This is a genomic window from Pseudomonas sp. Pseusp49 (genome assembly GCF_059491875.1).
This window is the reverse complement of record NZ_CP168514.1, coordinates 5,042,253-5,066,150: the sequence shown is the minus strand read 5'-3', so window position 1 is coordinate 5,066,150 and position 23,898 is coordinate 5,042,253. Positions and strand designations below refer to the sequence as shown.

Sequence of the window (23,898 nt, the reverse complement as noted above, 5' to 3'; positions counted from 1 at the left end):
TCATGAGCCAGACCGCGACCATCCTGATCATCGACGACGAACCGCAGATCCGCAAATTCCTGCGTATCAGCCTCGCTTCCCAGGGCTACAAAGTGCTGGAGGCCGGCACGGGCAGTGAAGGCTTGGCCCAGGCTGCATTGAACAAACCGGACTTGCTGGTGCTCGACCTCGGCTTGCCGGACATGGACGGCCAACAGGTATTGCGCGATTTTCGCGAGTGGTCGACGGTTCCGGTGCTGGTGCTCTCCGTGCGCGCCGGTGAAGGGCAGAAAGTCGAGGCCCTGGATGGCGGCGCCAACGACTACGTGACCAAGCCGTTCGGCATCCAGGAATTCCTGGCGCGGATTCGTGCGTTGCTGCGCCAGGCGCCTGTGGGCGAAGCCCAGCCAGCGGCGCTGAGCTTCGGTCCATTGACGGTCGACCTGGCGTATCGCCGGGTGCTGCTCGACGGTATCGAAGTCGCGTTGACTCGCAAGGAATACGCTGTGCTGGCGCAACTGGCGCGGCATCCCGGGCGGGTGATCACCCAGCAGCAATTGCTCAAGGACATCTGGGGGCCGACGCACACCGAAGACACTCACTATCTGCGCATCGTGGTCGGGCACTTGCGCCAGAAACTGGCGGATGACCCGACCCAGCCAAGATTCATCGTGACCGAGGCGGGGGTGGGGTATCGGTTGTTGAGTGAGTAGTTTTGAAATTTTGTGGTGACTGATCTGACGCTTTCGCGAGCAAGCCCGCTCCCACATGGGATTTTGTGTTCACCAAAGATTCACTGTGGGAGCGGGCTTGCTCGCGAAGAGGGCATTACATTCAATCGAGAACTTTCAGACTTTCAATTCTGCTCATTCTCATACCGATCCAGCGTATCCCGCGCAATCTCCCGTCCCAGCGCGATCAGCTCAGGCGCCTTGTAGAACTCGAAAAACCGGCACACGCGCTTGGGCACGTTGATCAGGATGTCCGGCGGATATCCGGCAATCTTGTACTGCGCCAGCGACGTCTGCATCACCTCGAAACTCTGGTTGATCAAGTCGAGCAAGGACGCCGGTCCGACGTTATCGATGATGAACGAACCGGTGGCGGAGCGGGGCGCGCCACTGGCTTCCGGGGCCGCCGCGGGTTGCTGGGCTTCGGGTTCGGCGGATTCGATCCACGGGTTGAAATCCGCCCCTTCGGCTTTCAACGCTTCCTGCTCCAGGATCAACAATTGTTCCGCCTGTTTACGCCGGAACGGCAACTTCGAGCCGACAGAGCTGATCAGGTTGTCGAAGCGGGTCTTGAACGCGGCGGGGCGCTGGATCACCGGCAATTGGTAGTGGCGCTGGTTGGTGGAGTTGAGGTTGACCGCGATGATCAGGTCGCAATGGCTCGACACTACCGGCACGATCGGCAGCGGGTTGAGAATGCCACCATCGACCAGCATGCGGTTGCCCTGCATCACCGGGGTGAACAGGCTGGGAATCGCTGCCGAGGCGCGCATCGCCTGGTGCAGGCAACCTTCCTGGAACCAGATTTCCTGCTGGTTGGTCAGGTCGGCGGCAACGGCGGTATAGGGGATGCGCAAGTCTTCGATGTTGATCTCGCCGACGATCTTGCGAATCTGCCCGAACACCTTCTCGCCACGAATCGCTCCCAGACGAAAACTGACGTCCACCAGGCGCAACACGTCGAGATAATCCAGGCTCTCGATCCAGTCGCGGTAATCGTTGAGTTTGCCGGCGGCATAGATCCCGCCCACCACTGCGCCCATGGAGCAACCGGCGATACAGGCAATGTCATAGCCGCGCCGTTCGATCTCTTCAATGACCCCAATATGTGCGTAACCTCGGGCTCCACCCGAGCCCAATACCAGTGCGACACGCTTTTTCATGAATCGCCCTCGTTTGAATGCTTCAACAATGCACCCATCGAGGGGCATGCTTCAATCGTCATGGTCGTTCGAGGGGACAAGAGCGTCGTATTTTCGACACTCCATGGCGGCACAGGGTTGTTCGCGTCAGCGCTATAGTTCGCACTGCGGACCAACGGCACTTTTCAGCTGCCACACCGTCTTACCTGCATGACTGTTGACCTATTTTTGAGGAGTAAGTGATGAAAGCCTGGATCTGCGTGCCATTGATTGCCCTGGCGCTCGCCGGTTGTGCCGGCAAAACCGCCTATCGCGACAGTTGCGGAAGTAACCTGGATGCGGCATGGCATGAACTGGACCTGGCTAAAGCCGAAGGTTTCGCCGGGACCGTCAGCTACTCCAAGGCCCTGTCGCTGTTGACCGCGGCCAAGACCCAGCAGCAATTCGAAGGGTTCGAAGGCTGCACCAGGAAAGCCGAGAAGGCCCGCTTCTATATTCGTGAGTCGCGCGCGGGGCGTTGAAAACTCTGCTAGTCCTGTAGGAGCCGGCTTGCCGGCGATAGGCCGTTGAACATTATGCGACCTGATGTCGCCATCGCTGGCAAGCCAGCTCCTACAGATGTAGGGCGTTGTCTACGGAGTAACCCCCATGATCGATCGGCTGGTGGCTCATGTCCTGGGCCTGGAAGTTCGTCTGCTGGCCTGTCAGGCCCGCTTGAAAGAGCGTACTGACCCTGAAGCTTTACACGATCTGCGCACCACCATGCGTCGGTTACGCAGCCTGTTGCGACCCTTGCAAGGTTTACCCGGTGTCGAACAACTGGAAGCGGCCGCCTCGCGGGTGGGCGATCTGACCACCCCATTGCGTGATCGCGAAGTGCTGGCGGCGTACCTGCTTCAGCACGGTCAACCCCAAGCTGCACAGTGGCGCATGGCGCAAATGGCCGAAGCCTATCCGGCCGTGGCGGCCAGTCCCGAGCTCGCCCGGTTGCTGATCGTCCTCGATGCGTTCCCGCGATTTCTGCGCGCTGCCCAGCGCCAGGGATTGCTCAAGGGCCTGCGCAAGCGCATCGAAAAACGCCTGGGCAAACAGTGGAAAAAACTCGACGAAGCACTGCACGACCCGGCCCACGACCGTCATCGGCTACGCCTGCTGATCAAGCGCGTACGCTATGGCATCGACGCTTACCCCGAGCTGGACCGTTTGCCGAAAGCGGCCATGCCCCGATTGAAATCGGCCCAGGGCGCGCTGGGTGACTGGCACGATTGCGTGCAATGGCTGGCCATGGCTGAGCAGGAGGCGGATTTGCAGCCCTGTGTTGCAGTGTGGAAAGCCACTATGGCCGAGGCTGAACAGTGTGCAGACCGGGTGCTGGAAAAACTCAGTCGCGATTGTTTTAAATCCTGAGAACACCACCGAACAAATGTGGGAGCAACTGTCTTCCCCCTGCCACTCGTCACCGCCATTCGGTGCCGTCCCGCAACATGGCATTCAGCCTAATCAGTAAGACCCGCATGCAGGCGATGAGCGCGACTTTCGCGCTCTTGCCTCGCTCCCGAAGAGCGTCATAACGTGCCTTGAAGTCTGGCTGATGACGGATCACGACCCAGCAAGACATGTAAAGCGCACGTCTGACACGGGCTCTGCCTCCATAGATTTGACGTTTTCCGCTGTGATTGCCGCTGTCGTCGTTGTACGGCGCAATTCCCGCCAAGGCCGCCACTTCACGACGATCAAGCTCTCCCAATTCAGGCAGGTAAACCAGCAAGCTGGCTGTGGCCACCGTACCGATACCTTTAACGGAAATGAGTCGCTCGGCTTTTTCGGCATCCAGTTCATGCATGCTCTGATGGATGGTTTTATCGAGCTGCTTGATCTGCACTTGCAGGTAGTGAACAAGACCTTTGATCGCCTCGATAACAACGGGTAGCTGGACTTGCTGAAGCCGGCGCTTGTTGTCGTCTCGTTGCTGAACAAACTGCTCGCGCAACTGGATCAGCTCGCGCAGCGCTTCACGTTCCGGCGAAATGATCTTGTCGCGGGATGCATGCAGCACTTCAGCGAAGTCCGCCAGCACGGCCGCGTCGATGGGGTCGGTCTTGGCATTCTTGCCCATCGCCACGGCGAAGGCTCTGGCCCGGCGGGGATTGATTCTGAGCACGTTGAAGTCGGCGCCCTGCAGTGCCGCCATGACCTTGCTCTCGTAACCACCGGTGGCCTCCAGCAGAACCCGGCCAACCTCGTACCGGCTCAGGCGCTCAATCAGCTCAACAAAGCCTTCTGACGTATTGGGAAGGTCAAAACCTTCACCCTGAGGTTGAACCCATACAACCAGGTTTGATTTGGAGATATCGATGCCGACCCAGGAAATCATGGCAAAACCCTCTTACACTCAGGAGTGAGAGTGCTCTGGCTTTGCCCACGCTTGTGATTCGAGTGGCGCTCGTCCAACTGTTCGGGCTTATGGGCCAGAGTGGAAAGGTGGATGGCAGCTTGGCTCCCACACGTGCTTTTAGCACCGCGGACTCACAGCTTGCCATCCACCCCTCTCACCTCGAAGTCTATTCCTGGATCTAGACACAAGCGGGCTTGCTCGCGAAGACGGTTTGTCAGTCACCATCAATGTCAGGGCTGAGGGCCTCTTCGCGAGCAAGCCCGCTCCCACAGGGTTTTATGTTCGACATGAAACCTGCACGGCTCATCTGTCAGTCAATTTGGCCGGAATGGGTGCTGTATAGCCATCGCTGGCTGGTTAAGATCCCTTCATCTTTTTCCGATCCCTGAGGTTTTCATGCGTTTTTCCGAACTGCTTGACGCTGTCCGTAGCCAGCCGCTGGAGATGTCCATTCCGGCCTCCTGGGGCCAGGGGCGCGCCAGTTTCGGTGGCGTGGTGGCGGCTTTGCAGTACGAAGCCATGCGTGCCCGGGTGCCGGCGGATCGCCCGGTGCGCTCATTGGCGATTACCTTTGTCGGCCCGGTTGAGCCTGAGGTTCCAGTCAGCTTTGAAGTCGACGTATTGCGCGAAGGCAAGGCGGTCAGCCAGGTGTTGGGTCGGGTGATGCAGAAGGGCCAGGTGGTGACGTTGATCCAGGGGAGTTTCGGCGCTTCACGCCCTTCGGAAGTGGCCGTGGCCGCTGAACCGGCACCTGAAATGAAGCACTGGGAAGAGTGCCAGGAATTGCCTTTTGTCGAAGGCGTCATCCCGGAGTTCATGCGGCACCTGGCGATGCGCTGGAGTGTTGGCGGGCTACCGTTCAGCGGTAGCACATCGCGGCAAATGGGTGGTTGGGTGCGCTTGCGCGGCGATGTCAAGGAAGAGGCCATCAGCGAGGCGCATATCCTCGCACTGGTGGACTCCTGGCCGCCGGCCCTGATGCCGTTTTTGAAGAAGCCGGCGATGGGCAGCACGCTGACCTGGACCATCGAGTTCGTGCAACCGCTGCTGGAGTTGACCACCCTGGACTGGTGCAAATACCTCGTCGAGACCGAGTACGCCGCGGATGGTTACGGGCATGCCGCCGCGAAAATGTGGAGCGCCGATGGCCGGTTGATCGCCATGAGCCGGCAGACGGTGACGGTGTTCGCCTGATTCAGTGACGGCGGTGGCGCTCACGCCAGGCGCGCCACCAGCCACCGCTGAGGAAGAACCGCGGAAAGGTCAGAAACTGCTCGACCAACAGGCGCGAAATTGCATCCTTGCGGTCACTGAACGGCTCGGCGGCTTGCGTCTCCATGCTGTGGCCGTGGCGTTGCAGGGCCAGCGCCGCAATCACGCCGATCACGCCAATGGCGATGTTGGCCAGGCTCAGGCTGAAGACCCCGGATACGATCAGCAGAAATGCCACGATGAACAGCGGCACCGCGATCAGGTGCAACACCAGATTGGTCGGGTGCTGATGATTGTTCGGGTACGCTCGCCATTGCCAGGCGGGAAGGTTGGGGTGACGTTTGCCCATGATGCTGATCCTCGATCCATGTTGAACACATGTAATGAAGAATAGGCCCGGTCAATGCCGGCGGCGAATCAAGGCTGGCTATTGGCTTGATAGGAGCCATGACTGGAAAAGAGGGTGCCAGTTCTGATGCCTTCGCGAGCAAGCCCGCTCCCACAGGGGAATGCATTTCAACTGTGGGAGTGGCGGTGCGGCGGTCCGACTTGCTCGCGAAGAGGCCCTTAAAGTTTGAGCTGACCTATCGCCTTGCTCAACTCTCCGGCCAGCGTCGCCAGTTCATTGCTGGTCGTCGCCGAAGACACCGTCTGCTGCACCGTGTTTTCAGTCACGTCACGGATGCTCACCACCGCCCGGTTCATCTCTTCCGCCACCTGGCTCTGTTGCTCGGCCGCCACGGCGATCTGTGTGTTGCTTTCACGCATCTGTGCCACTGCGCCAGTGATTTCGGCCAGTGCCGCGCCGGCTTCTTGCGCTTGTCGTACGCAGTCATCGGCCTTGAACGAGCTCTCTTGCATGAAATCCACGGCGTCCCGCGTCCCGGCCTGCAACGCCGACACCATGATCGTGATTTCATCCGTGGAGGTTTGCACGCGTTTGGCAAGGTTACGTACTTCATCGGCGACTACCGCAAAGCCGCGCCCCATCTCGCCGGCCCGGGCCGCTTCGATGGCGGCGTTGAGCGCCAGCAGGTTGGTCTGTTCGGCGATGCTGTGAATCACGTTGACCACGCCGTTGATCTTCTGGCTGTCCTCGGCCAGGCGTTGAATCATCTCGGCGGTTTGCTGCACGCCGGTGGACAGCCCGGCAATCGAGCGCTGCACCCGCGTCACCACTTCCTGCCCGCTACCGGCCAGGGTATCGGCCGATTGCGAAAGGTCACGGGTGGCACCCGCGTGCTGGGCGATGTGATAGACCGTGGCGGTCATTTCGTTGATCGCCGTGGCGGCCTGGTCAGTTTCGCTTTGCTGACCGAGCATGCCGTGGCGCACTTCATTCATGCTCGCCGCCAGCCGTGCAGCGCCGGTGTCCAGTTGCCGGGCGGTGCTGGCGACGGTGTTGACCACCCGTTGATAACCGGCCTGCATGGCGTTGAAGGCGTTGGCCATCTGCCCGACTTCGTCGCTGCAAGCCAATGGCACGCGGGTCGACAGGTCGCCGGTTTTCTCCACGTGCAACATGACGTCTTTCAAGGTGTTGAGCTGGCTGAGCAGGAAACGGATCAACAACTGCGATGCGCCGAGCATGGCCAGCATCAGGATGAACACCGCCACCGCGTAGTGGGCGAAGCGCTCGCTGAACACCTGGCTCAGGCTTGGACCATGGGCGATCACGGCGACCCGCTGCCCGTCGGCGTGCGCGAACACTTCGGCACCCATCAACGGGTTGTCACCGAACAATGGCATCGGGTTGATCTCGACCCAGCCATTGGCGTCGGCCAGTTCTTGCACGGGGCGCTCATTGAGCGTGGGGGCTTGCTCGCGGCTGAACACCAGCAGGTTGTCGGCGTGGGGCAGCGGTTGCCCGACGGGCCAGGCTTCGAGCAATCGCGCCTGGGCCTGGGCCGAAGCCTGGGCCGCTTGACTGCGAGCCTGCTGTTCAAGCTGCACCGCGTACAGCACCAACAACAGGGTGGTGACGAACGCGACGGCGTTGACCGCCCAGAATTTGTATTTCAGCGAGATATTGCTAAGCCAGGCACCCATGGAGGTCTTCTCTGATAGCGGAAGCAGTTTTGGCAAGGTGCCATTATTGTGCCGCTATGCAGGTGGCTGGTTCTTGATGCAGATCAATTTCAAACCTGTGGGAGCGAGCTTGCTCGCGATTGCGGTTTGTCAGTCACATCCGTACCGAATGTGTAGCCGCCATCGCGAGCAAGCTCGCTTGTATGGTAGGACTTGAAGGGAGGAGGAGGGACAAGGCTCGATTCTGACTGTTGACGCAGTACAGACCGTGGGAGATATCGCCCCTCCTCCTTTCACCCAAGCGCCGATAAAGAATGCATCTGGCTAGACCGACGATAGGAACAAGCCTGCGCCTCTGGGTGAGCCCTTCAAGTGCTCAAACCTTATCCCGGAGGAAATCCTGTGGCAATGCCGGTCTCTCTATCAAAACCGATCGTGGGTGTGGATGTCGCCAAGAATGAACTGGTGATTTATCAGTCTGATGGTGATTTTCTTGAAGAGATTGCCAACACCAAAACATCCATCAAGCAGTGGCTGAAGGCGTTGTCGGGGACGGTGGCTATTGCCATTGAGGCGACCAACATCTACCACCTGGACTTCGCTGATCTGGCCTATGAGGCCGGTTGCACGATTTACATGGTGGGAGGCTATGAACTCAAACATTATCGCGAAGGCGTGAAAATCCGCGCCAAAACCGACGCGCTGGATGCCAAGCTACTGGCTCGTTACCTGAAGAACGAAGCCGAGGAGTTGCGTCCTTGGACCCCGCCCTCACCGCTGTACCGCCAGCTCCTGAGCCTTTTCCGCCGTCGCGCAGCCTTGGTCCAGGCCAGGGTCGGCCTGGTGCAGAGCTGGTCGAATGAGCCGCTGCTCAAGGCGGCTTTTGCCGAGCAAGTGAAGTCCATGCAGCAGCTTGAGACGCTGATCGAAAAGACGATCAACGATCAGCTCAAAGAAGCCGGTTTGCTCGGTCAATTGAAGCGCTGCCTGAAAGTTGAGGGTATTGGTTTTTTGACTGGGGCCCGCTTGATAACCGCATTTCAGCGAGGGGATTTTAGAAACGCGGATGCATTTATCGCCTTCCTGGGCATGGATTTACGGGTGGCGAAATCAGGACAGAAAGACGCTCGCCGCAGTTTGACCAAGCGCGGTGACCCCGAGGCCCGCCGACTTCTGCACAATGCAGCGATGTCGGCTAGCCGTACGAAAGCCTGGAAAGGGTATTACGAAGAACAAAGAACTCGGGGGTTCAGCACCACTCAGGCGTTGGTGATGCTGGCTCGCAAGCTTGCTCGGGTGGTATTCGCCTTGCTGAAAGGGCAAAGCGAATATCAACCAAAAAGCCAGTTGAGGGCTTTCCCTCAACCATAGAATCTCCCACAGGGATTTATGGTGAACAGGAGATCAATGGCAGGCCATAAAACGCGCGTGCACAGGCTGTCGTGTGCGCCGCCAGATCTTCCTGGCTTTCCCCGCGATGCAGTGCCACTTCGCGCAATACTTCGGTCAGGTATGCCGGCTCGTTTCGTCCGTTTTTCGGCTTGGGGCGCAGGCTGCGTGGCAGCAGGTACGGTGCATCGCTTTCGAGCATCAGGCGTCCGCGCTTGATCTCCTTGACCAGCGGATGCAAATGCGTACCCCGGCGCTCGTCGCAGATCCAGCCGGTAATGCCGATGTGCAGGTCCAGGTCGAGATAGCTGAACAGTGCCTTCTGTTCGCCAGTGAAGCAGTGCACCACCGCGGCCGGCAATTGGTCGCGGAAGTCGCGCAGGATTTCCAGCAAACGCTGGCTGGCGTCACGTTCGTGCAGAAAAACCGGCAGCTGCAATTCGACGGCCAAGGCCAGATGTTCCTCGAGGACCTTTTCCTGCTGCGGGCGCGGCGAGAAATCACGGTTGAAATCCAGCCCGCATTCACCCACGGCCACCACATTCGGCTCGTTGAGCAAGCTGCGCAGACGGCGGGCGCTGTCGGCGTTCCAGTCGCTGGCGCAGTGAGGGTGAATACCGGCGGTGGCGAACAGGCGCTGATTGCTTGCGTCCAGTTGCTGGCACAGCTCAAGGGCCTGTTCACTGCCTTCGATACTGGTGCCGGTCAGCACCAGTTGGCACACGCCGGCCGCGTAGGCGCGGTCGAGTACGGCCTGGTGTTTGTCGGCAAAACTGGCGTTGGTCAGGTTGACGCCGATATCGATGAGTTGCATGGTGCTACCTCGGCCCAAAGGCCGGAAAGCATATCAGAGCCGTGGATTTATAAGAAAAGCCAAGAACTACAACGGGTTAACGCTGTCTCTTGAGCCGCGGACCAGGCTGGGTTGGTAGTTTTGCCATCATTGTGCCAGTCTTTCGTGCGTTGTCAGCGCCCTGGGCGCTCTGTTTTTGTCGCCGCGCGTCATTGAAGCGGCCTCATATTCTTTCCGGAGAGTGGATGATTCGTCCCTCGGTTTTGCTACTGCTGTGCTGTTCGCTGCTACTGCCGATGACGGCGGTCGCGCGTCTGCCCGGGCCGCTGCAAGCCGTACCGGCCAGCGAGGTGCGCGACCTGGCGCAGATTCGCAGCAGTCGTGTGCTGCGGGTGCTGGTCAACCAGAGCCGCAACAGTTCCGGCGAAGTCCAGGGGCAGGCGATCGGGGTTGAATACCATCGCCTGAGAGCATTCGAGCAATACCTCAACGGCCACGCCCGTGACGGTCAGGAAATCACCCTCAAGATCATTCCCAAGGCCAAGGATCAACTGCTTGGCGCCTTGCAGCGCGGGGAGGGCGATCTGGTGGCGCCAGGTGAGTTGCTCGACCTGCAACCGGGCTTCGCCGTCAGCAGCAGTGAGCCGATTGCCAGCAACATCCCGCTGGTCCTGGTGGGCATCAAGGGCGAACGCCGCTACACCCGGCTTGAACAGCTCTCCGGCAAGACCCTGGCGCTACCCGCCGGCAGCGCCGCCGGGGATGCCATCAGCCAGATCAATCAAAAGCTCGCCCTGCACAAGCTGCCGCCGGTCAACATCGAGTGGGTCGATCCGAGCCTTGCCGTCGAGGACGTACTGGAGATGGTCCAGGGCGGTATCTTTCACCTGACCATCGTCGAGCAACCGATTGCCGAACGCTGGGGCAAGATCCTGCCCAAGCTGCGTTTCGACAAGCAGGTCGTCATCAGTGAGCCGGGCGAAGAGTTCTGGTTCGTGCGCCGCGATGCATCGATGCTGCGGGCCAGCATTGATCGCTTCCTCACCGTCTACAAAAAACCGTCGGATCAGGACGCTGCATTCCTGCGCATTTATCGTCGTCTCTATCAAGTGCACTATCCACTGGCCAAGGCGGACCGCCAGCGCCTGGAAAAACTGCGTCCGGTGCTGCAGAAACACGCCGATGCCCAGGGCATGGACTGGCTGAACCTGGCGGCGCTGGCCTTCAAGGAGTCAGCGTTGCAGCCCACCGCCCGCAGTGGCGGCAGCCCGACCGGCCTGATGCAGATCACCCCTTCTGCGGCGCAGCGGGTGGGAGTCAGCAATATTCAGGACGTAGACGGCAATGTGCAGGCCGGGGCCAAGTACCTGGCGATGATCCGGCGCAAGTTCTTTGCCAGCCCGAAACTCAACGAGCGCGAACGCATGGCCTTCGTGCTGGCGGCCTACAACATCGGGCCGGAGCGGGTTCAGGGCATGCGCACCGAAGCCCGGCGGCGAGGCTTGAATCCCAACCAGTGGTTCTTCCAGGTCGAACGCGTGGCCATGGAGCAGGTGGGTATGGGACCTGTCAGCTATGTTAATAGCGTGAACAAGTATTACCTGGCGTTCGACCGGGAGCGGGAGTCGTTGGAGCCTCAGGGACAAAAGGTTGTCTCTCGCAAATGATCAACTAATCTGATTGTAATTGTGGGTTTTTTCCGCTTTTAACATGTGATTTGTTGATTAATATGGCGCCCAACCCACACACACTGACAAGGATTGAAACAGCATGAGCACTCTGATCAACAAGGTACTGTTTACCCGCGCCGGCTACGGCCTGACCGTTCTGCGCATCGTGGTCGGTATTGTTTTCGCCGCTCACGGCTCGCAAAAACTCTTCGGGGCATTCGGTGGTCATGGTCTGGCCGGAACCGCGCAGTACATGGAAAGCCTCGGACTGACGCCGGGTTACCTGATGGCGGCACTGGCGGGCGGCACCGAATTCTTCGCTGGCCTGGCGCTGATCATCGGCCTGCTGGTTCGCCCGGCTGCGTTGGGCTTGATCTTCCTGTCGCTGGTCGCGATTTTCACGGTGCACATCAGCAACGGTCTGTTCATGGCCAACAACGGTTATGAATTCGCCCTGGCCCTGCTCGGTGGCAGTATCGCGGTATTGATCGAAGGTGCGGGCAAACTCTCGGCGGACCGTGTCATCGCCGGTTGACCGCTCTGGCTCAACAAAAAAGGCCCGCATCGTGCGGGCCTTTTTTGTTGAGCGTCATTCTTGACACTGTCCAGTCAGCTTCTCTAGGATGTGCTCATGCGCCGATTTAAACAGCTACTTGCGGGGCGCCAGGTGACTCATCCAGTCGCCGATAGAAGCCGGAACAGGCTTCGAAATACCGCTAAAGCGCTGGTTCGGTGTTGCCTCTCACCTGCCATGCAGACTTTTGAGGCAGAGACACGACACAATGAATGCACTAAACCCGGTTGTACGTCCCGCGCCGATCACGGCACATCTCACCCAGCGCAATCCAAAAATCCTGCTTGGCGGCAAACATCAGCCGACGCTCTTGCGTTATCTCGATGGCTGGCCACGTCGTACCGGCGGTCCTGCTGCCTTTCTGATCCAGTTTGTCGAAGACGGTGAGTCCCTCGCGCGTTTCGCCGACGACAGTTTTGATCTGGCAGTGATTCAATCTCCCAGCCTCGAAGACGCTCCCGAGGTGATCAGGCAACTGACCCGCGTTGCCCGGCAAGGGCTGATCACCCGCCCTTGAGTTTTACGGATAGTCGATCGCCACGATATAAACACACTGCTCACCGGTCGGTGTCTGGACCCGGACTTCGGCGTCCAATGCCTTGCCGATCAGGGCTCGGGCCAATGGTGAGTCAATGCTGATCAGGCCTTGTTTGAGGTCCAGCTCATCCGGCCCGACAATCCGGTAGCGCGACTCCTTGCCATCCTCGTCCTCGATCGTGACCCAGGCGCCGAAATAGACCTTGTTCGGATCGCTGGGTTTTTCGCTGACAACTTTGAGCGCTTCCAGGCGTTTGGTGAGAAAGCGCACGCGGCTGTCGATCTCTCGCAGCATCTTTTTGCCATAGGTGTACTCGGCGTTCTCCGAGCGGTCACCCTGTGCCGCGGCTTCGCTGACCGCCTGGGTCACCTGGGGCCGACGCACATGCCACAGCTCATGGAATTCGGCGCGCATCCGCGCTTCACCCTCGGGGGTGATCAGCGCGGTGCCGGCAGTGCGGGGAGGGCGGTAACGGCTCATGGCAACTTCTTGTGGTGGAGACGGCTGGAGTCTATCAACCCTCGCGCAAGACTGTCAGCGGGCTGGCGTTCAATGCCCGACGAGTGCCGAACACCCCGGCACCGCCGATCAGCACTGCGCCCAGCAGTGGCAGCAGCAACAGCCATGGATGCGGATGCCACGGCAGGTCAAAGGCATAGCGGTAGAGCACCAGGCTCACCAGTTCCGAGCCCAATGCCGCCAGCAAACCGCTGACCGCCCCCAGCAAACCGAACTCGATGCGCCGCGCCTTGACCAGCAATTGCCGTTCAGCCCCCAGCGCACGCAGCAGCGCGCCCTGGCGAATGCGTTCGTCCAGCGTCGCCTGCAGGCCGGAAAACAGCACCGCCATCCCCGCGGCCAACACAAACAACAACACGTACTCCACCGCCAGGGTGACCTGGGCGAGGATGCTGCGCAGTTGTTCCAGCAAGGCTTCGACCTGCAGGATCGTCACCGCCGGGAAGGCGCGGGACAGGTCGACGATCTGTTGGTCATGTCCCGCTGCCAGATAGAAACTGGTCAGGTAAGTCGCCGGCAGATCCTTGAGGGTGCCGGGTTGGAAGATCATGAAAAAGTTCGGCTGGAAGTTGTCCCAGTTGATCTCCCGCAGACTGGTGACTTTCGCCTCGCGATTGACCCCGCCCACGCTGAAGACCAGGTGGTCGCCGAGCTTGAGTTTCAGGCTTTCAGCGACCTTGCCTTCCACCGACACGCCGGGAACATCGTCTGGCGTTTGTTCGTTCCACCAATTGCCCGCCGTGAGCTTGTTGCCCTCCGGCAGGTCCGCGGCCCAGGTCAGGCTCAGGTCGCGCTGGATCGCCCGGTCGCCGGCCGATTCCTTGGTGACGATCTGCTGCACCGGTTCGCCGTTGATACTGATCAAGCGCCCAGGCACCACCGGGTACAAGGGGGCCGATTTTGCCGACACGGCGATCAGGTGATCGGTGAAGGCCTGTTTATCCGCGGGCAGGATGTTCAGGGCGAAGTAATTGGGGGCGTTTTTCGGCAGCTGGTTCTGCCAGGTGTCCAGCAGTTCGCCGCGCAGCAGTGCAATCAGTGCCATCGACAACAGGATCAGGCCGAACGCCAGGGACTGGCCCGCGGCAGCGAGCGGATGTCGCAGCAATTGCCCGAGTCCCAGGCGCCAGGGCAAGGACGCACGCGCGAGCAAGCGCCGCAGACTCTTCAACAGCAGCAGTAACAAGCTGCCCAGCACCAGCGCTGCAATCACGCCACCGCCTAGCAGGGCGAAGGTCAGCACCAGGTCCAGGCTCAGGCGCCACATGATCAGGGCGAGGGCGCCCAGCGCTGCACCGTAGACCATCCAGGTGCTGGAAGGGATCGGCAGCATGTCCCGGCGCAGCACGCGCAATGGCGGAACCCGGCCCAGAGCCGCCAGTGGCGGCAAGGCGAAACCGGCCAGGGCCACCAGTCCGGTGCCGATCCCGGCGACGGCTGGAAACAGTCCGCCCGGAGGTACGTCGGTCGGCAGCAAGTCGCGCAGCAGGGCAAACAACCCCAGCTGTGCGAGCCAGCCGAGGAGGGCACCGCTGATGCTGGCCAGCAGCCCGAGCACAGTCAGTTGCAGGCTGAACAAGACCATTGTTTCCCGACGTGACAGCCCGAGGCAGCGCAACAACGCGCTGGCATCGAAGCGGCGGGTGGCGAAGCGGGTCGCCGACAACGCCACCGCCACGCCGGACAGCAGCACCGCCACCAGACTGGCCATGTTCAGGTAGCGTTCGGCCTTGCCCAGGGCGCCGCCGATCTGCCGGTTGCCATCCCGGGCATCCTGCAAGCGTTGGTTGGCGGCGAGCCCCGGCTTGATCAGTTGCCGATACGACTCGAGTGCCTGGGCATTGCCTCGCCATAATTCGCGATAGCTGACCCGGCTGCCGGGTTGCACCACGCCGGTTGCCGCAAGATCGTCGAGATTGATCAGCACCCGCGGCGTCAGGCTGTAGAAATTGCCGGCGCGGTCGGGTTCGTACGTCAGCACCCGCGCCAGTTTCAGGGTTTTCATGCCGACATCGATGCTGTCGCCGATCTTCAGGTCCAGGGCGGTCAGCAGGCGTGCCTCGACCCAGGCTTCACCGGGTTGCGGTCCGCCACCGGCGCTTTCCGTGGCGAACGGGGCGGGCGCGCTTTTCAGTTCGCCGCGTAGCGGGTAGGTGTCATCGGCCGCCTTGATGCTGGACAACTGGATGCCGTTGTCTGTGGCAATGACGCTGGAAAACTCCACCACCTGCGCATGTTGCAGTCCCAGGTCTGTGCCGCTTCTTATCTGTTCGGGGCGCGCGGGCGAACTGCCTTCGAGGAGCAGGTCGGCACCGAGAAACTCAGTGGCGCGCAGCATCATGGCGCCATTCAGGCGGGCGCCGAAATAGCCAATGGCAGTGCTCGCGGCCACGGCCACCAGCAAGGCAAAAAACAATACGCGCAATTCACCGGCGCGGGCGTCGCGCAGCAATTGGCGGATGGCGAGACTGAATAGGCGCAACAGCGGCAGGCGTGCCATCAAGGCTCCACAGGGGCGACCAGCAGGCCGGCTTCAAGACGGATCAGGCGCCGGCACCGATGGGCCAGGCGTTCATCGTGGGTCACCAGCACCAGGGTCGTGCCGCGTTCCTTGTTGAGTTCGAACAGCAGGTCGCTGATGCGCTCACCGGTGTGGCTGTCGAGGTTGCCGGTCGGTTCGTCGGCGAACAGCAAATCGGGTTCGGCGGCAAACGCGCGGGCAATCGCCACGCGTTGTTGCTCGCCCCCGGAGAGCTGGCGCGGCGAATGCGTCAGGCGCTGGCCGAGTCCTACACGCTGGAGTAACTCGGTGGCGCGTTCGCGGGCGTCTTTGCGGCCATCGAGCTCCAGCGGCAGCATGACGTTTTCCAGGGCATTGAGGCTATCGAGCAGCTGAAACGATTGAAAGACAAAACCCACGTGCTCGGCGCGGATGCGCGCACGCTGGTCTTCATCGAGGTTGCTCAGACCCTGCCCGGCGAGGGTGACTTCGCCGCTGCTCGGCAGGTCGAGACCTGCGAGCAGGCCCAGCAGGGTGGATTTGCCGGAACCGGAAGCGCCGACGATGGCCAGGCTGTCGCCCTGGTTCAGTTCCAGGCTGAGTTCGTGCAGGATGGTCAGTTCACCTTCCGCGCTGGGAACCACTTTGCTAAGGTCCTTCGCGATGAGAATGCTTGCGCCCATGGAGAGTCCGATGCGTGTCTGGTTTTTGAGTGCTGGCCTGGCCTTGATGTGCATGGCCCAAAACGCAGCGGCGGGTACAGTCCTGATCGTTGGCGATAGTATCAGCGCCGGTTTCGGACTGGATACCCGGCTGGGGTGGGTGTCGCTGCTTGAACAACGGCTCAGGCGCGAAGGTTTCGACGACAAAGTGATCAATGCGTCCATCAGTGGCGACACCAGTGCTGGAGGCCAGGCGCGCCTGCCCGCGCTGCTTGCAGAGCATAAACCGGAACTGGTGATCCTCGAGTTGGGGGGCAATGACGGCCTGCGCGGCTTGCTGCCAACTCAATTGCAACAAAATCTTGCCTCGATGATCGACAGCTCCCGGGCCAGCGGTGCCAAGGTGCTGTTGCTCGGCATGCAACTGCCACCCAATTACGGTGCGCGATACACCAAGGCGTTCGCCGAGGTCTACAGCAACCTGGCCGATGAGAAAAAGATTCCGTTGGTGCCGTTTTTCCTCGACGGCGTGGGCGGTCATCCGGAGTTGATGCAGGCCGACGGCATACACCCGGCCGCCGGGGCCCAGGACAAGTTGCTGGAAAATGTCTGGCCTACTCTAAAACCGCTGTTATGACACTTTTCTAGACGCAGGCTTTCGGCTAAGGTGGCGCCCCCGATTTGGAGCCCCCGATGCCGCGTCCCGCCTGGTCACTCTTTGCCTATCAACTGATCGAGCCTGACGAACAGCTGGATCTGTTCGCCTGCCAGGAAGTGCGGGTGCATCTGGTGACCCGTCAGCTGGAGTTGGGCGGCTCGGCGGACCGGACCCTTTGCGGCAGCCTGTTGCCGGCGCAACCGCGCTGGTCGAGTGTTGATCGCCGGGTGTTTCAGGATCAGCGGCTGTGTTCGTTGTGCAGGGCCATTCTTGAGTCGCAGAAGCGGGGGACGTCGCCGATCTGGCCTGAATTGCGGTTTGAGCTTTAGTCTGTCGTCGCGCACCAGCCCCGTTGTTTTGTGTACATATCCGTTGTTGAGGTAACGGCGGCTTATGGTTTCACCCTTGCCGCGGGTTACTTTTGGCAAGCGCCGACCCACTGTAGGAGCTGCCGCAGGCTGCGATCTTTTGATCTTGATCTTGCGCCCCTTCGACATTGTCACAAATCAAAATCAAAAGATCGCAGCCTGCGGCAGCTCCTACAGGGAAACACGCACGCACCAGGACCACGTTCCGAGCGGCCATTACCGCCTTGCACTGCCTGCAATCGGGCCATCTCCCCGAAATAACGGGCGGCAGTGTACAATCGCGTCCTTATACCCTCAGTTGATCATGCGAAGGATTTTCCGGATGTTGCCGCGCTTTCCTGCCGTCACCCGCTGCCTGACCCTTGCCGCCCTTTTTGTGGCCGGTCCTGTTGCAGCATTGGAGTTTCCCCTGCCACCGCCTGGTGAGGACATCATCGGCCAGGTGCAGGTGATCAAGGCCAAGTACGAAGACACCTTCGCCGACCTTGGTACTGCCTATGACCTGGGCTACACGGAAATGGTCGCGGCCAACCCGGGTGTCGATGCATGGTTGCCGGGCGCCGGCACGGAAATCATTCTGCCGACCCGCTTCATCCTGCCACCAGGCCCGCGTGAAGGCATCGTGATCAACCTGGCTGAATATCGCCTCTACTACTACCCGAAAGGCAAGAACGTGGTGTACACGTTCCCGCTGGGTATCGGTCGTGAAGGCTGGGGCTCGCCGATTGCCCACACCAGCATCACCGCCAAGACGCCTAACCCGACCTGGACGCCTCCGGCGTCGATCAAGGCCGAGCACGCGGCAGACGGTGATCCGCTGCCCAACGTCGTGCCGGCAGGCCCAGACAACCCGCTGGGCCCATTCAAGTTCACCCTGGGCACTCCGGGCTACCTGATCCACGGTTCGAACAAGAAGTTCGGTATCGGCATGCGCACCAGCCACGGTTGCTTCCGCATGTTCAACAACAACGTGCTGGAAATGGCAGGCATGGTGCCGGTCGGTACTTCGGTACGGATCATCAACGACCCGTACAAGTTCGGCATGAGTGGCGGCAAGGTCTATCTGGAGGCGCACACGCCGCTGGACGACAAGGGCAACCCGTCGGTGGTCGACAAGCACACAGCGGTCATCAATGCGATGCTCAAGCGTGAAGACATCACCAACAACCTGCGCATGAACTGGGATGTGGTGCGGGACGTGGTGGCCGCTGAGGACGGTCTGCCGGTAGAGATCGCAGTGCCGGGCAACGGCGTCGCGCCGATGGTGTCGAGCACGCCGATCGATCCGCTGCAGTAACGCTTGCAAAGAGCCCGTCGACGCAGACCGCGTCGACGGGTTTTTTATTGCCTGGAGAAACGCCGGGCAATAAAAAAGCCGACCCAAAAAATGGGTCGGCTTGATAACAATCCCGAGGGATTATTACTTGCGGCTAGCTTTGTCCAGCATGCGCAGAGCACGCTCGTTAGCTTCGTCAGCAGTCTGTTGTGCTTTTTGAGCAGCAGCCAGAGCTTCATCAGCTTTACGGTAAGCTTCGTCTGCACGAGCCTGGGAGCGAGCAGCTGCGTCTTCAGTAGCGGTCAGACGTGCTTCGGTTTCTTTCGATGCGCTGCTGCAACCGGTAGCCAGAACTGCGGCCAGAGCCAGAGCAGAGAATTTCAGAACGTTGTTCATCGTGTTCCCCTTCAAGGACTTTCTATTAAGTAGCTATCTCCTCCGATTGAGGAAATAGCCGGCGTACATACTACCCATTACTTGTAGTAAGTAAAACTGACGTGAAGCAAGAAGCAAAAAAAATTGTAGGCGTTGATTCTTTTTCGAGCAACTTTTAACTGAATTGTTTAAAAAATATCCAGCTGCAAGGCCCGTGGCTGAGCGAACTGCCGAGAAAAAGTTCCTTCGGCACAGCGCTCTTTTTCCCCGGCTGGCTAAAGTCCGCCTATATGGATTCGTCTACACTTTTGTTCGGCTTTTGCGTGGCGCCTCTCACTATCTTTCTCGATGTTCAGGTGACTTTAACAACGGGCGCTCGTCTTAAGTCTCAACATCCGGCAATGTTCAGGCTATCGACCCGGAGTGACCTTCGGTCGAGCCATTCCTGCGTGATTACGGAGCAGCACCCGCCAACGGGCATGATGACGAGCGTACCTTGAGCATTTCTGTCAATGGTGCCTACTATTTGTACGTGCTCGGTAGCGCGAGATCGGTGCAGCTCTTCTCGGTGTCCATTCAGGCACGGGGTGGCGTAGATGTTCCTTCGCCGGAAAAACATCGGTAAGGTAGGGGTCGGAATTCCAGACCCGCGAGGAGTAGTGATGAGCGAGGCGTTGTCCATCCACCATGACCAGGCTGGTCATCAGTTCGAGACCAATGTGGACGGTCATCGTGCCTATCTGACCTATATGGATCTGGGGAAACAGACCCTGGATATCTATCGCACCTTCGTGCCCAACGCATTGCGTGGTCGAGGTATTGCGGCAGCCTTGACCGAGAAGGCGCTGGAGTACGCTGACGAAATGGGCTACACCGTCATTCCATCGTGCTCCTACGTCGAGCGCTACATGGAGCGTCACCAGCGGCATGCGGCCAAGCTGAGTCAGTGACTTTCAGTCAAACGAATGCATAAAAAAAACGCCGGGTTCTACCCGGCGTTTTTTTGTGCGCTTTTTGAACAGGCCGTCAGGCGATCAGCTGCGATCGCGTTTAGGCAGCACATCCTTGAGCTTGGCATGCATGCTGCGCAAGGTGTTTTCGGTCGCGGTCCAGTCGATGCAGGCGTCGGTGATCGACACGCCGTACTGCAGGTCGGCGAGGTCTTTCGGGATCGCCTGGGCGCCCCAGTTCAGGTGGCTTTCAACCATCAGGCCGATGATCGACTTGTTGCCTTCGAGGATCTGGTTGGCGACGTTTTCCATCACCAGCGGTTGCAGGGCCGGATCCTTGTTGGAGTTGGCGTGGCTGCAATCGACCATGATGTTCGGCTTGATCTTCGCCTTGTTCAGCGCCTGCTCGCAAAGCGCAACGCTGACCGAATCGTAGTTCGGCTTGCCGTTGCCGCCGCGCAGCACCACGTGACCGTAGGCATTGCCCTTGGTTGTCACGATGGAGACGCCACCTTCCTGGTTGATACCCAGGAAGCGGTGCGGGCTGGAAACCGACTGCAGGGCGTTGATCGCCACGGTCAGACCGCCGTCGGTACCGTTCTTGAAGCCGACGGCCGAGGACAGGCCGGACGCCATTTCACGGTGAGTCTGGGATTCGGTGGTGCGTGCGCCGATGGCCGACCAGCTGATCAGGTCCTGCAGGTACTGCGGGGAGATCGGGTCGAGGGCTTCGGTGGCGGTCGGCAGGCCTTTTTCGGCCAGGTCCAGCAGCAACTGGCGACCGATGTGCAAGCCATCCTGGATCTTGAACGAGTCGTCCAGGTAAGGGTCGTTGATCAAGCCTTTCCAGCCGACGGTGGTACGCGGCTTCTCGAAATACACGCGCATGACCAGATACAGGGTATCGGACACTTCGGCAGCGAGAACCTTCAGGCGCTCGGCATATTCGTGGGCGGCCTTGATGTCGTGGATCGAGCAAGGCCCGATGACGACAAACAGGCGGTGGTCGGTGCCATCCAGAATGTTGCGAATGACTTCGCGGCCCTTGGTGACGGTGCGCAGTGCGGCGTCGCTCAGGGGAATATCGCGCTTGAGCTGGTCAGGAGTGATCAGCGTCTCGTTGGAGGCGACGTTTAGGTCGTTGATCGGTAAATCAGCCATCGTTTACTCGTCAGGTCACGGGTGCCGGCCGCCAGCGAACCCGCGCGGCGGAGCACAGCAAATTAAGCGCGTCGGGGAGCCGAACCTTAGCGCGTTACACCGTGGCTCGACAATGGGCAGACGCCGGTTTGGTGGGCTTTCGCAGTCAGTTTCCCTGCCGTGAGGGCCAAACCGATCAAGTACGCCCCTATTCCGGCACCGGCTGCGCAAAAGCCTTGCGCACCGATTCGTGGGAGAACTCGTCGGCATGCTCCTGGACCCATTCGAGCGCCAGGGCCTGAACATCCTGCAAGTCTTCGTGGGACTCATGCAGGCGGCAGTAGCGTTCGATCTGGCACACCTGCTCACCCATTCGGGCGCTGAACAGCGTTTGTTCGTCGACGAAAGCGATGCCCACCAGATAACCGCGTTTGCGCCGCAGGCACCAGGCGACATAGCCCAGGTAACGCATGTCCGGGTTCACGGTCGGCATGCGTACTTCCAGTGCCGTGCCGTAGCGCCACGCGCGGTGATAATTGCAAGCCATGCCCCCGAGGCTGATAGTGTGCAGCTGCCGTCGCGAAATACACTCAGGTTTGAGCAAGGTTAATTCGACAGGCACATCGTCAGGGTGAGGAATGAATCGTCCCATGAACACAGACTCCATGTGTCGGCCATCTGACATTGTTCTCCCCAGTATAGTGGTCGAATTGGAACTGACCGATTTTGACGCCGACCAACGGCTACTGGCGATGAGCGGTGTTTCGCTGGTCATTTTCACCAGTGTCGGCTGCGCCAGCTGCCGTTTTGCCCGCGAGCAATTACCGACACTCGATCTGGCCGTCGATCGACTGTGCTGGATCGATGCCGGTAATAACGGCGGGCTGGTCGAGCGTTATCAGGTCTTTCATTTGCCGGCGCTGTTTGTCGTTCGCGACGGCGAGTTTTTCGGAGCACTGAAATCGCGCCTGACCGACACAGAGCTCAATCGAGCAGTGCGCCAGGCGTTGAGTCGAACAGCAGAGGAGTTGCCATGATGGGGACAGTTGCCAGGCCGACAATCGGCATTATCGGGACCGGCGCAATCGGCGGTTTCTACGGGGTGATGCTGGCGCGTGCCGGTTTTGATGTGCATTTTCTGCTGCGCAGCGAGTTTTCCGCCGTGGCCGAGCACGGTTTGCAAGTCGATAGCGCGCCCCACGGTGCGCTGAAACTGAACCCGGTACAGGCTTACTCGAAGGCTGAAGACATGCCGCCCTGCGATTGGCTGCTGGTGGGCGCGAAAACCACCAGCAACGCAGATCTGGCACCGGCCATCCTGCAGGCGGCGGCACCGGATGCCAAAGTGCTGCTGTTGCAAAATGGCCTGGACGTGGAGGACAGCCTGCGCGAGTTGCTCCCCGATTCGCTGCATGTGCTCGGCGGACTCTGCTACATCTGCGTCCATCGCGAGGCGCCGGGCGTCATCACCCATCAGGCGCTGGGTGCGGTGCACGTGGGTTATCACAGCGGTCCCGCCGATGGGCCGACACGCACTGCGATAGTCGAGGAGGGCGTCGGCCTGTTCCGCGGCGCCGGCCTCGATTCCCAGGCCATGGCGAATCTGCATCAGGCGCGCTGGCAAAAACTGGTCTGGAATATCCCTTACAACGGTCTCTCGGTTTTGCTCGGGGCGAGCACCACACCGTTGATGGCCGATGCCGACAGTCGCGAACTGATCAAGGCGCTGATGGCTGAAGTGGTGCAAGGCGCAATTGCCTGCGGGCACGACGTACCGGCAGGGTATGCCGAGCACCTGTTCATGGTGACCGAGAAAATGCCCGACTACTGGCCGAGCATGTACCACGATTTCCTGCACAGGCGGCCGCTGGAGCTGGCGGCGATCTACGCTCGACCACTGGCGGCCGCCCGGGCCGCGGGATGTGAAATGCCGCGCATCGAGGCTTTGTATCGCAGCTTGAGTTTCATTGATCGACGCAACACCTGAGTCGACCGACCTGAGGGGGAAGGGCATGCCAAAGGCAATTGACGACAAGCTGGTGCTGGCGATTTCTTCGCGGGCGCTGTTTGATTTGAGCGAAAGCCACAAGGTCTATCTGTCGAGCGGCGTCGAAGCCTACCGGCAGTATCAGATCGAGCACGAAGACGAAATCCTTCAGCCCGGCGATGCTTTTCCGTTGGTGCAGAAACTCCTGAACCTCAACAATAGTCTGGGCCGCGCCCGGGTCGAGGTGATTCTGGTGTCGCGCAACAGCGCCGACACCGGGCTGCGGGTATTCAATTCGATCGACCATTACGGACTGGCGATTTCCCGTGCGGCATTCGTCGGCGGGCGCAGTCCGTATCCCTACCTCAAGGCCTTTGGCTGCGATCTGTTTCTCTCGACCCACGCCGAAGACGTACGCAATGCCCTGGATGCCGGATTCGCCGCGGCGACCATTCTGTCTGGCGGTGCCAGTCGTGCGGCCAGCGACGAGCTGCGCATTGCCTTCGACGGAGACGCGGTGCTGTTTTCCGATGAGTCGGAGCGCATTTATCAGGCCGGTGGTCTGGAGGCGTTCCAGGCCAGCGAGCGTGAGTCCGCTCGCGAGCCGTTGCGCGGTGGGCCGTTCAAGGGCTTTCTCGCGGCCCTGAACCTGTTGCAGCGTGAGTTCCCGGAGGACGCCTGTCCGATTCGTACCGCGCTGGTCACGGCGCGATCGGCGCCCGCCCATGAGCGGGTGATTCGCACGTTGCGCGAGTGGGATATCCGTCTCGACGAATCGCTGTTCCTTGGCGGCCTGACCAAGTCCGCCTTTCTCGAAGCCTTTGCGGCCGACGTGTTTTTCGATGATCAGGCCGGCCACTGCGAATTGGCCCGTGAAGTCGTCGCCACCGGTCATGTGCCCCACGGCATAAGCAACGAGCAAAAGGTTTAAGCCCGCCGTTCAATGTGTTGCGCCGGACGTCGTAGTCGCCAAGGCACTGCTAAGCTGAATCAAATGTCCGCCATGTTGGCA

General features: G+C 60.2%; 26 protein-coding genes. 15 read left to right on the top strand and 11 right to left on the bottom strand.

The genetic code is table 11. The annotated features are described in order from the left end of the window. The first annotated feature begins 2 nt into the window (after positions 1-2). A complete protein-coding gene (locus tag ACEN83_RS22455; protein ID WP_495578473.1) occupies positions 3-692 on the top strand; it encodes a response regulator in 690 nt (229 codons plus the stop codon). 143 nt (positions 693-835) lie between these two features. Here ACEN83_RS22455 and ACEN83_RS22450 read toward each other — a convergent pair whose 3' ends face one another. Then, positions 836-1,873 (bottom strand): patatin-like phospholipase family protein, encoded by a 1,038-nt coding sequence (locus ACEN83_RS22450; RefSeq protein ID WP_116580055.1) that lies wholly within the window; start codon positions 1,871-1,873, stop codon positions 836-838. Between the two features lie 221 nt (positions 1,874-2,094). Between ACEN83_RS22450 and ACEN83_RS22445 the strand changes: the two genes are divergently transcribed. Both ACEN83_RS22445 and ACEN83_RS22440 read left to right on the top strand, forming a co-directional pair. Then, on the top strand, positions 2,095-2,373 hold the full coding sequence (locus ACEN83_RS22445) for a hypothetical protein (protein ID WP_007973587.1): 279 nt from the start codon (positions 2,095-2,097) through the stop codon (positions 2,371-2,373). Between the two features lie 127 nt (positions 2,374-2,500). Continuing rightward, positions 2,501-3,259 (top strand): CHAD domain-containing protein, encoded by a 759-nt coding sequence (locus ACEN83_RS22440; protein WP_495578472.1) that lies wholly within the window; start codon positions 2,501-2,503, stop codon positions 3,257-3,259. A gap of 49 nt (positions 3,260-3,308) precedes the next feature. On the opposite strand, the gene ACEN83_RS22435 is transcribed toward ACEN83_RS22440, so the two are convergent. Next, positions 3,309-4,226, bottom strand: coding sequence for an IS110 family transposase (locus tag ACEN83_RS22435; protein WP_495578386.1), 918 nt, complete (start codon positions 4,224-4,226; stop codon positions 3,309-3,311). A gap of 417 nt (positions 4,227-4,643) precedes the next feature. Here ACEN83_RS22435 and ACEN83_RS22430 point away from each other — a divergent pair, with 417 nt between their 5' ends. Beyond that, complete coding sequence (locus tag ACEN83_RS22430) at positions 4,644-5,441, top strand: acyl-CoA thioesterase (protein WP_495578471.1); 798 nt, start codon at positions 4,644-4,646, stop codon at positions 5,439-5,441. Between the two features lies 1 nt (position 5,442). On the opposite strand, the gene ACEN83_RS22425 is transcribed toward ACEN83_RS22430, so the two are convergent. After that, positions 5,443-5,808 (bottom strand): Mpo1-like protein, encoded by a 366-nt coding sequence (locus ACEN83_RS22425; protein ID WP_007973582.1) that lies wholly within the window; start codon positions 5,806-5,808, stop codon positions 5,443-5,445. 218 nt (positions 5,809-6,026) lie between these two features. Continuing rightward, positions 6,027-7,508: a methyl-accepting chemotaxis protein gene (locus ACEN83_RS22420; RefSeq protein ID WP_495578470.1), complete on the bottom strand. Its 1,482-nt coding sequence runs from the start codon at positions 7,506-7,508 to the stop codon at positions 6,027-6,029. Positions 7,509-7,895: 387 nt separating this feature from the next. On the opposite strand from ACEN83_RS22420, the gene ACEN83_RS22415 reads away from it, so the two are divergent. Continuing rightward, entirely contained in the window at positions 7,896-8,858 is a 963-nt protein-coding gene (locus ACEN83_RS22415; RefSeq protein WP_495580838.1) for an IS110 family RNA-guided transposase, read from the top strand. Between the two features lie 16 nt (positions 8,859-8,874). Here ACEN83_RS22415 and ACEN83_RS22410 read toward each other — a convergent pair whose 3' ends face one another. Then, the gene (locus ACEN83_RS22410; protein ID WP_495578469.1) at positions 8,875-9,690 is read right to left on the bottom strand and encodes a TatD family hydrolase; all 816 of its coding nucleotides are present in this window, start codon (positions 9,688-9,690) and stop codon (positions 8,875-8,877) included. Positions 9,691-9,914: 224 nt separating this feature from the next. Between ACEN83_RS22410 and ACEN83_RS22405 the strand changes: the two genes are divergently transcribed. The 3 genes from ACEN83_RS22405 (at position 9,915) to ACEN83_RS22395 (ending at position 12,430) form a co-directional block, all read left to right on the top strand. Next, complete coding sequence (locus ACEN83_RS22405) at positions 9,915-11,336, top strand: MltF family protein (protein ID WP_116580060.1); 1,422 nt, start codon at positions 9,915-9,917, stop codon at positions 11,334-11,336. Positions 11,337-11,439: 103 nt separating this feature from the next. Beyond that, positions 11,440-11,874 carry a DoxX family protein gene (locus tag ACEN83_RS22400; RefSeq protein ID WP_495578468.1) on the top strand — a complete coding sequence of 145 codons (435 nt, stop codon included), beginning with the start codon at positions 11,440-11,442 and terminating at the stop codon, positions 11,872-11,874. A gap of 247 nt (positions 11,875-12,121) precedes the next feature. Then, complete coding sequence (locus tag ACEN83_RS22395; RefSeq protein WP_007973571.1) at positions 12,122-12,430, top strand: hypothetical protein; 309 nt, start codon at positions 12,122-12,124, stop codon at positions 12,428-12,430. 3 nt (positions 12,431-12,433) lie between these two features. On the opposite strand, the gene greB is transcribed toward ACEN83_RS22395, so the two are convergent. From greB to ACEN83_RS22380, 3 genes are read right to left on the bottom strand one after another with little or no spacing between them, the layout of a single operon-like run. Further along, the gene (gene greB, locus ACEN83_RS22390) at positions 12,434-12,931 is read right to left on the bottom strand and encodes a transcription elongation factor GreB (protein ID WP_007973570.1); all 498 of its coding nucleotides are present in this window, start codon (positions 12,929-12,931) and stop codon (positions 12,434-12,436) included. A gap of 34 nt (positions 12,932-12,965) precedes the next feature. Further along, positions 12,966-15,470, bottom strand: a complete 2,505-nt coding sequence (locus ACEN83_RS22385; RefSeq protein WP_495578467.1) for an ABC transporter permease — start codon at positions 15,468-15,470, stop codon at positions 12,966-12,968. Beyond that, positions 15,470-16,153, bottom strand: a complete 684-nt coding sequence (locus ACEN83_RS22380) for an ABC transporter ATP-binding protein (protein WP_495578466.1) — start codon at positions 16,151-16,153, stop codon at positions 15,470-15,472. Before ACEN83_RS22380 ends, ACEN83_RS22385 begins: the two co-directional genes overlap by 1 nt. A 10-nt stretch (positions 16,154-16,163) precedes the next feature. Here ACEN83_RS22380 and ACEN83_RS22375 point away from each other — a divergent pair, with 10 nt between their 5' ends. The 3 genes from ACEN83_RS22375 (at position 16,164) to ACEN83_RS22365 (ending at position 18,455) form a co-directional block, all read left to right on the top strand. Next, the gene (locus ACEN83_RS22375) at positions 16,164-16,769 is read left to right on the top strand and encodes an arylesterase (RefSeq protein WP_007973565.1); all 606 of its coding nucleotides are present in this window, start codon (positions 16,164-16,166) and stop codon (positions 16,767-16,769) included. 56 nt (positions 16,770-16,825) lie between these two features. Next, the gene (locus tag ACEN83_RS22370) at positions 16,826-17,119 is read left to right on the top strand and encodes a hypothetical protein (protein ID WP_003226812.1); all 294 of its coding nucleotides are present in this window, start codon (positions 16,826-16,828) and stop codon (positions 17,117-17,119) included. 361 nt (positions 17,120-17,480) lie between these two features. Beyond that, positions 17,481-18,455 carry a L,D-transpeptidase family protein gene (locus ACEN83_RS22365; RefSeq protein ID WP_007973563.1) on the top strand — a complete coding sequence of 325 codons (975 nt, stop codon included), beginning with the start codon at positions 17,481-17,483 and terminating at the stop codon, positions 18,453-18,455. A gap of 123 nt (positions 18,456-18,578) precedes the next feature. On the opposite strand, the gene oprI is transcribed toward ACEN83_RS22365, so the two are convergent. Further along, positions 18,579-18,830: an outer membrane lipoprotei OprI gene (gene oprI / locus ACEN83_RS22360; protein ID WP_003199355.1), complete on the bottom strand. Its 252-nt coding sequence runs from the start codon at positions 18,828-18,830 to the stop codon at positions 18,579-18,581. Between the two features lie 641 nt (positions 18,831-19,471). On the opposite strand from oprI, the gene ACEN83_RS22355 reads away from it, so the two are divergent. Then, positions 19,472-19,759, top strand: a complete 288-nt coding sequence (locus ACEN83_RS22355) for a GNAT family N-acetyltransferase (RefSeq protein WP_007973562.1) — start codon at positions 19,472-19,474, stop codon at positions 19,757-19,759. Between the two features lie 84 nt (positions 19,760-19,843). On the opposite strand, the gene ACEN83_RS22350 is transcribed toward ACEN83_RS22355, so the two are convergent. Both ACEN83_RS22350 and ACEN83_RS22345 read right to left on the bottom strand, forming a co-directional pair. Continuing rightward, positions 19,844-20,920, bottom strand: a complete 1,077-nt coding sequence (locus ACEN83_RS22350) for a 3-deoxy-7-phosphoheptulonate synthase (RefSeq protein WP_007973561.1) — start codon at positions 20,918-20,920, stop codon at positions 19,844-19,846. 187 nt (positions 20,921-21,107) lie between these two features. After that, a complete protein-coding gene (locus tag ACEN83_RS22345; RefSeq protein ID WP_007973560.1) occupies positions 21,108-21,551 on the bottom strand; it encodes a PilZ domain-containing protein in 444 nt (147 codons plus the stop codon). Here ACEN83_RS22345 and ACEN83_RS22340 point away from each other — a divergent pair. The 3 genes from ACEN83_RS22340 to ACEN83_RS22330 are packed head-to-tail and all read left to right on the top strand — an operon-like array spanning position 21,550 to position 23,817. Continuing rightward, entirely contained in the window at positions 21,550-21,936 is a 387-nt protein-coding gene (locus ACEN83_RS22340; RefSeq protein WP_218479688.1) for a thioredoxin family protein, read from the top strand. The genes ACEN83_RS22345 and ACEN83_RS22340 overlap by 2 nt on opposite strands. Then, a complete protein-coding gene (locus ACEN83_RS22335) occupies positions 21,933-22,886 on the top strand; it encodes a putative 2-dehydropantoate 2-reductase (RefSeq protein WP_495578465.1) in 954 nt (317 codons plus the stop codon). Before ACEN83_RS22340 ends, ACEN83_RS22335 begins: the two co-directional genes overlap by 4 nt. Positions 22,887-22,911: 25 nt before the next feature. Beyond that, the gene (locus ACEN83_RS22330; protein WP_495578464.1) at positions 22,912-23,817 is read left to right on the top strand and encodes a 5'-nucleotidase; all 906 of its coding nucleotides are present in this window, start codon (positions 22,912-22,914) and stop codon (positions 23,815-23,817) included. Positions 23,818-23,898 lie beyond the last annotated feature (81 nt).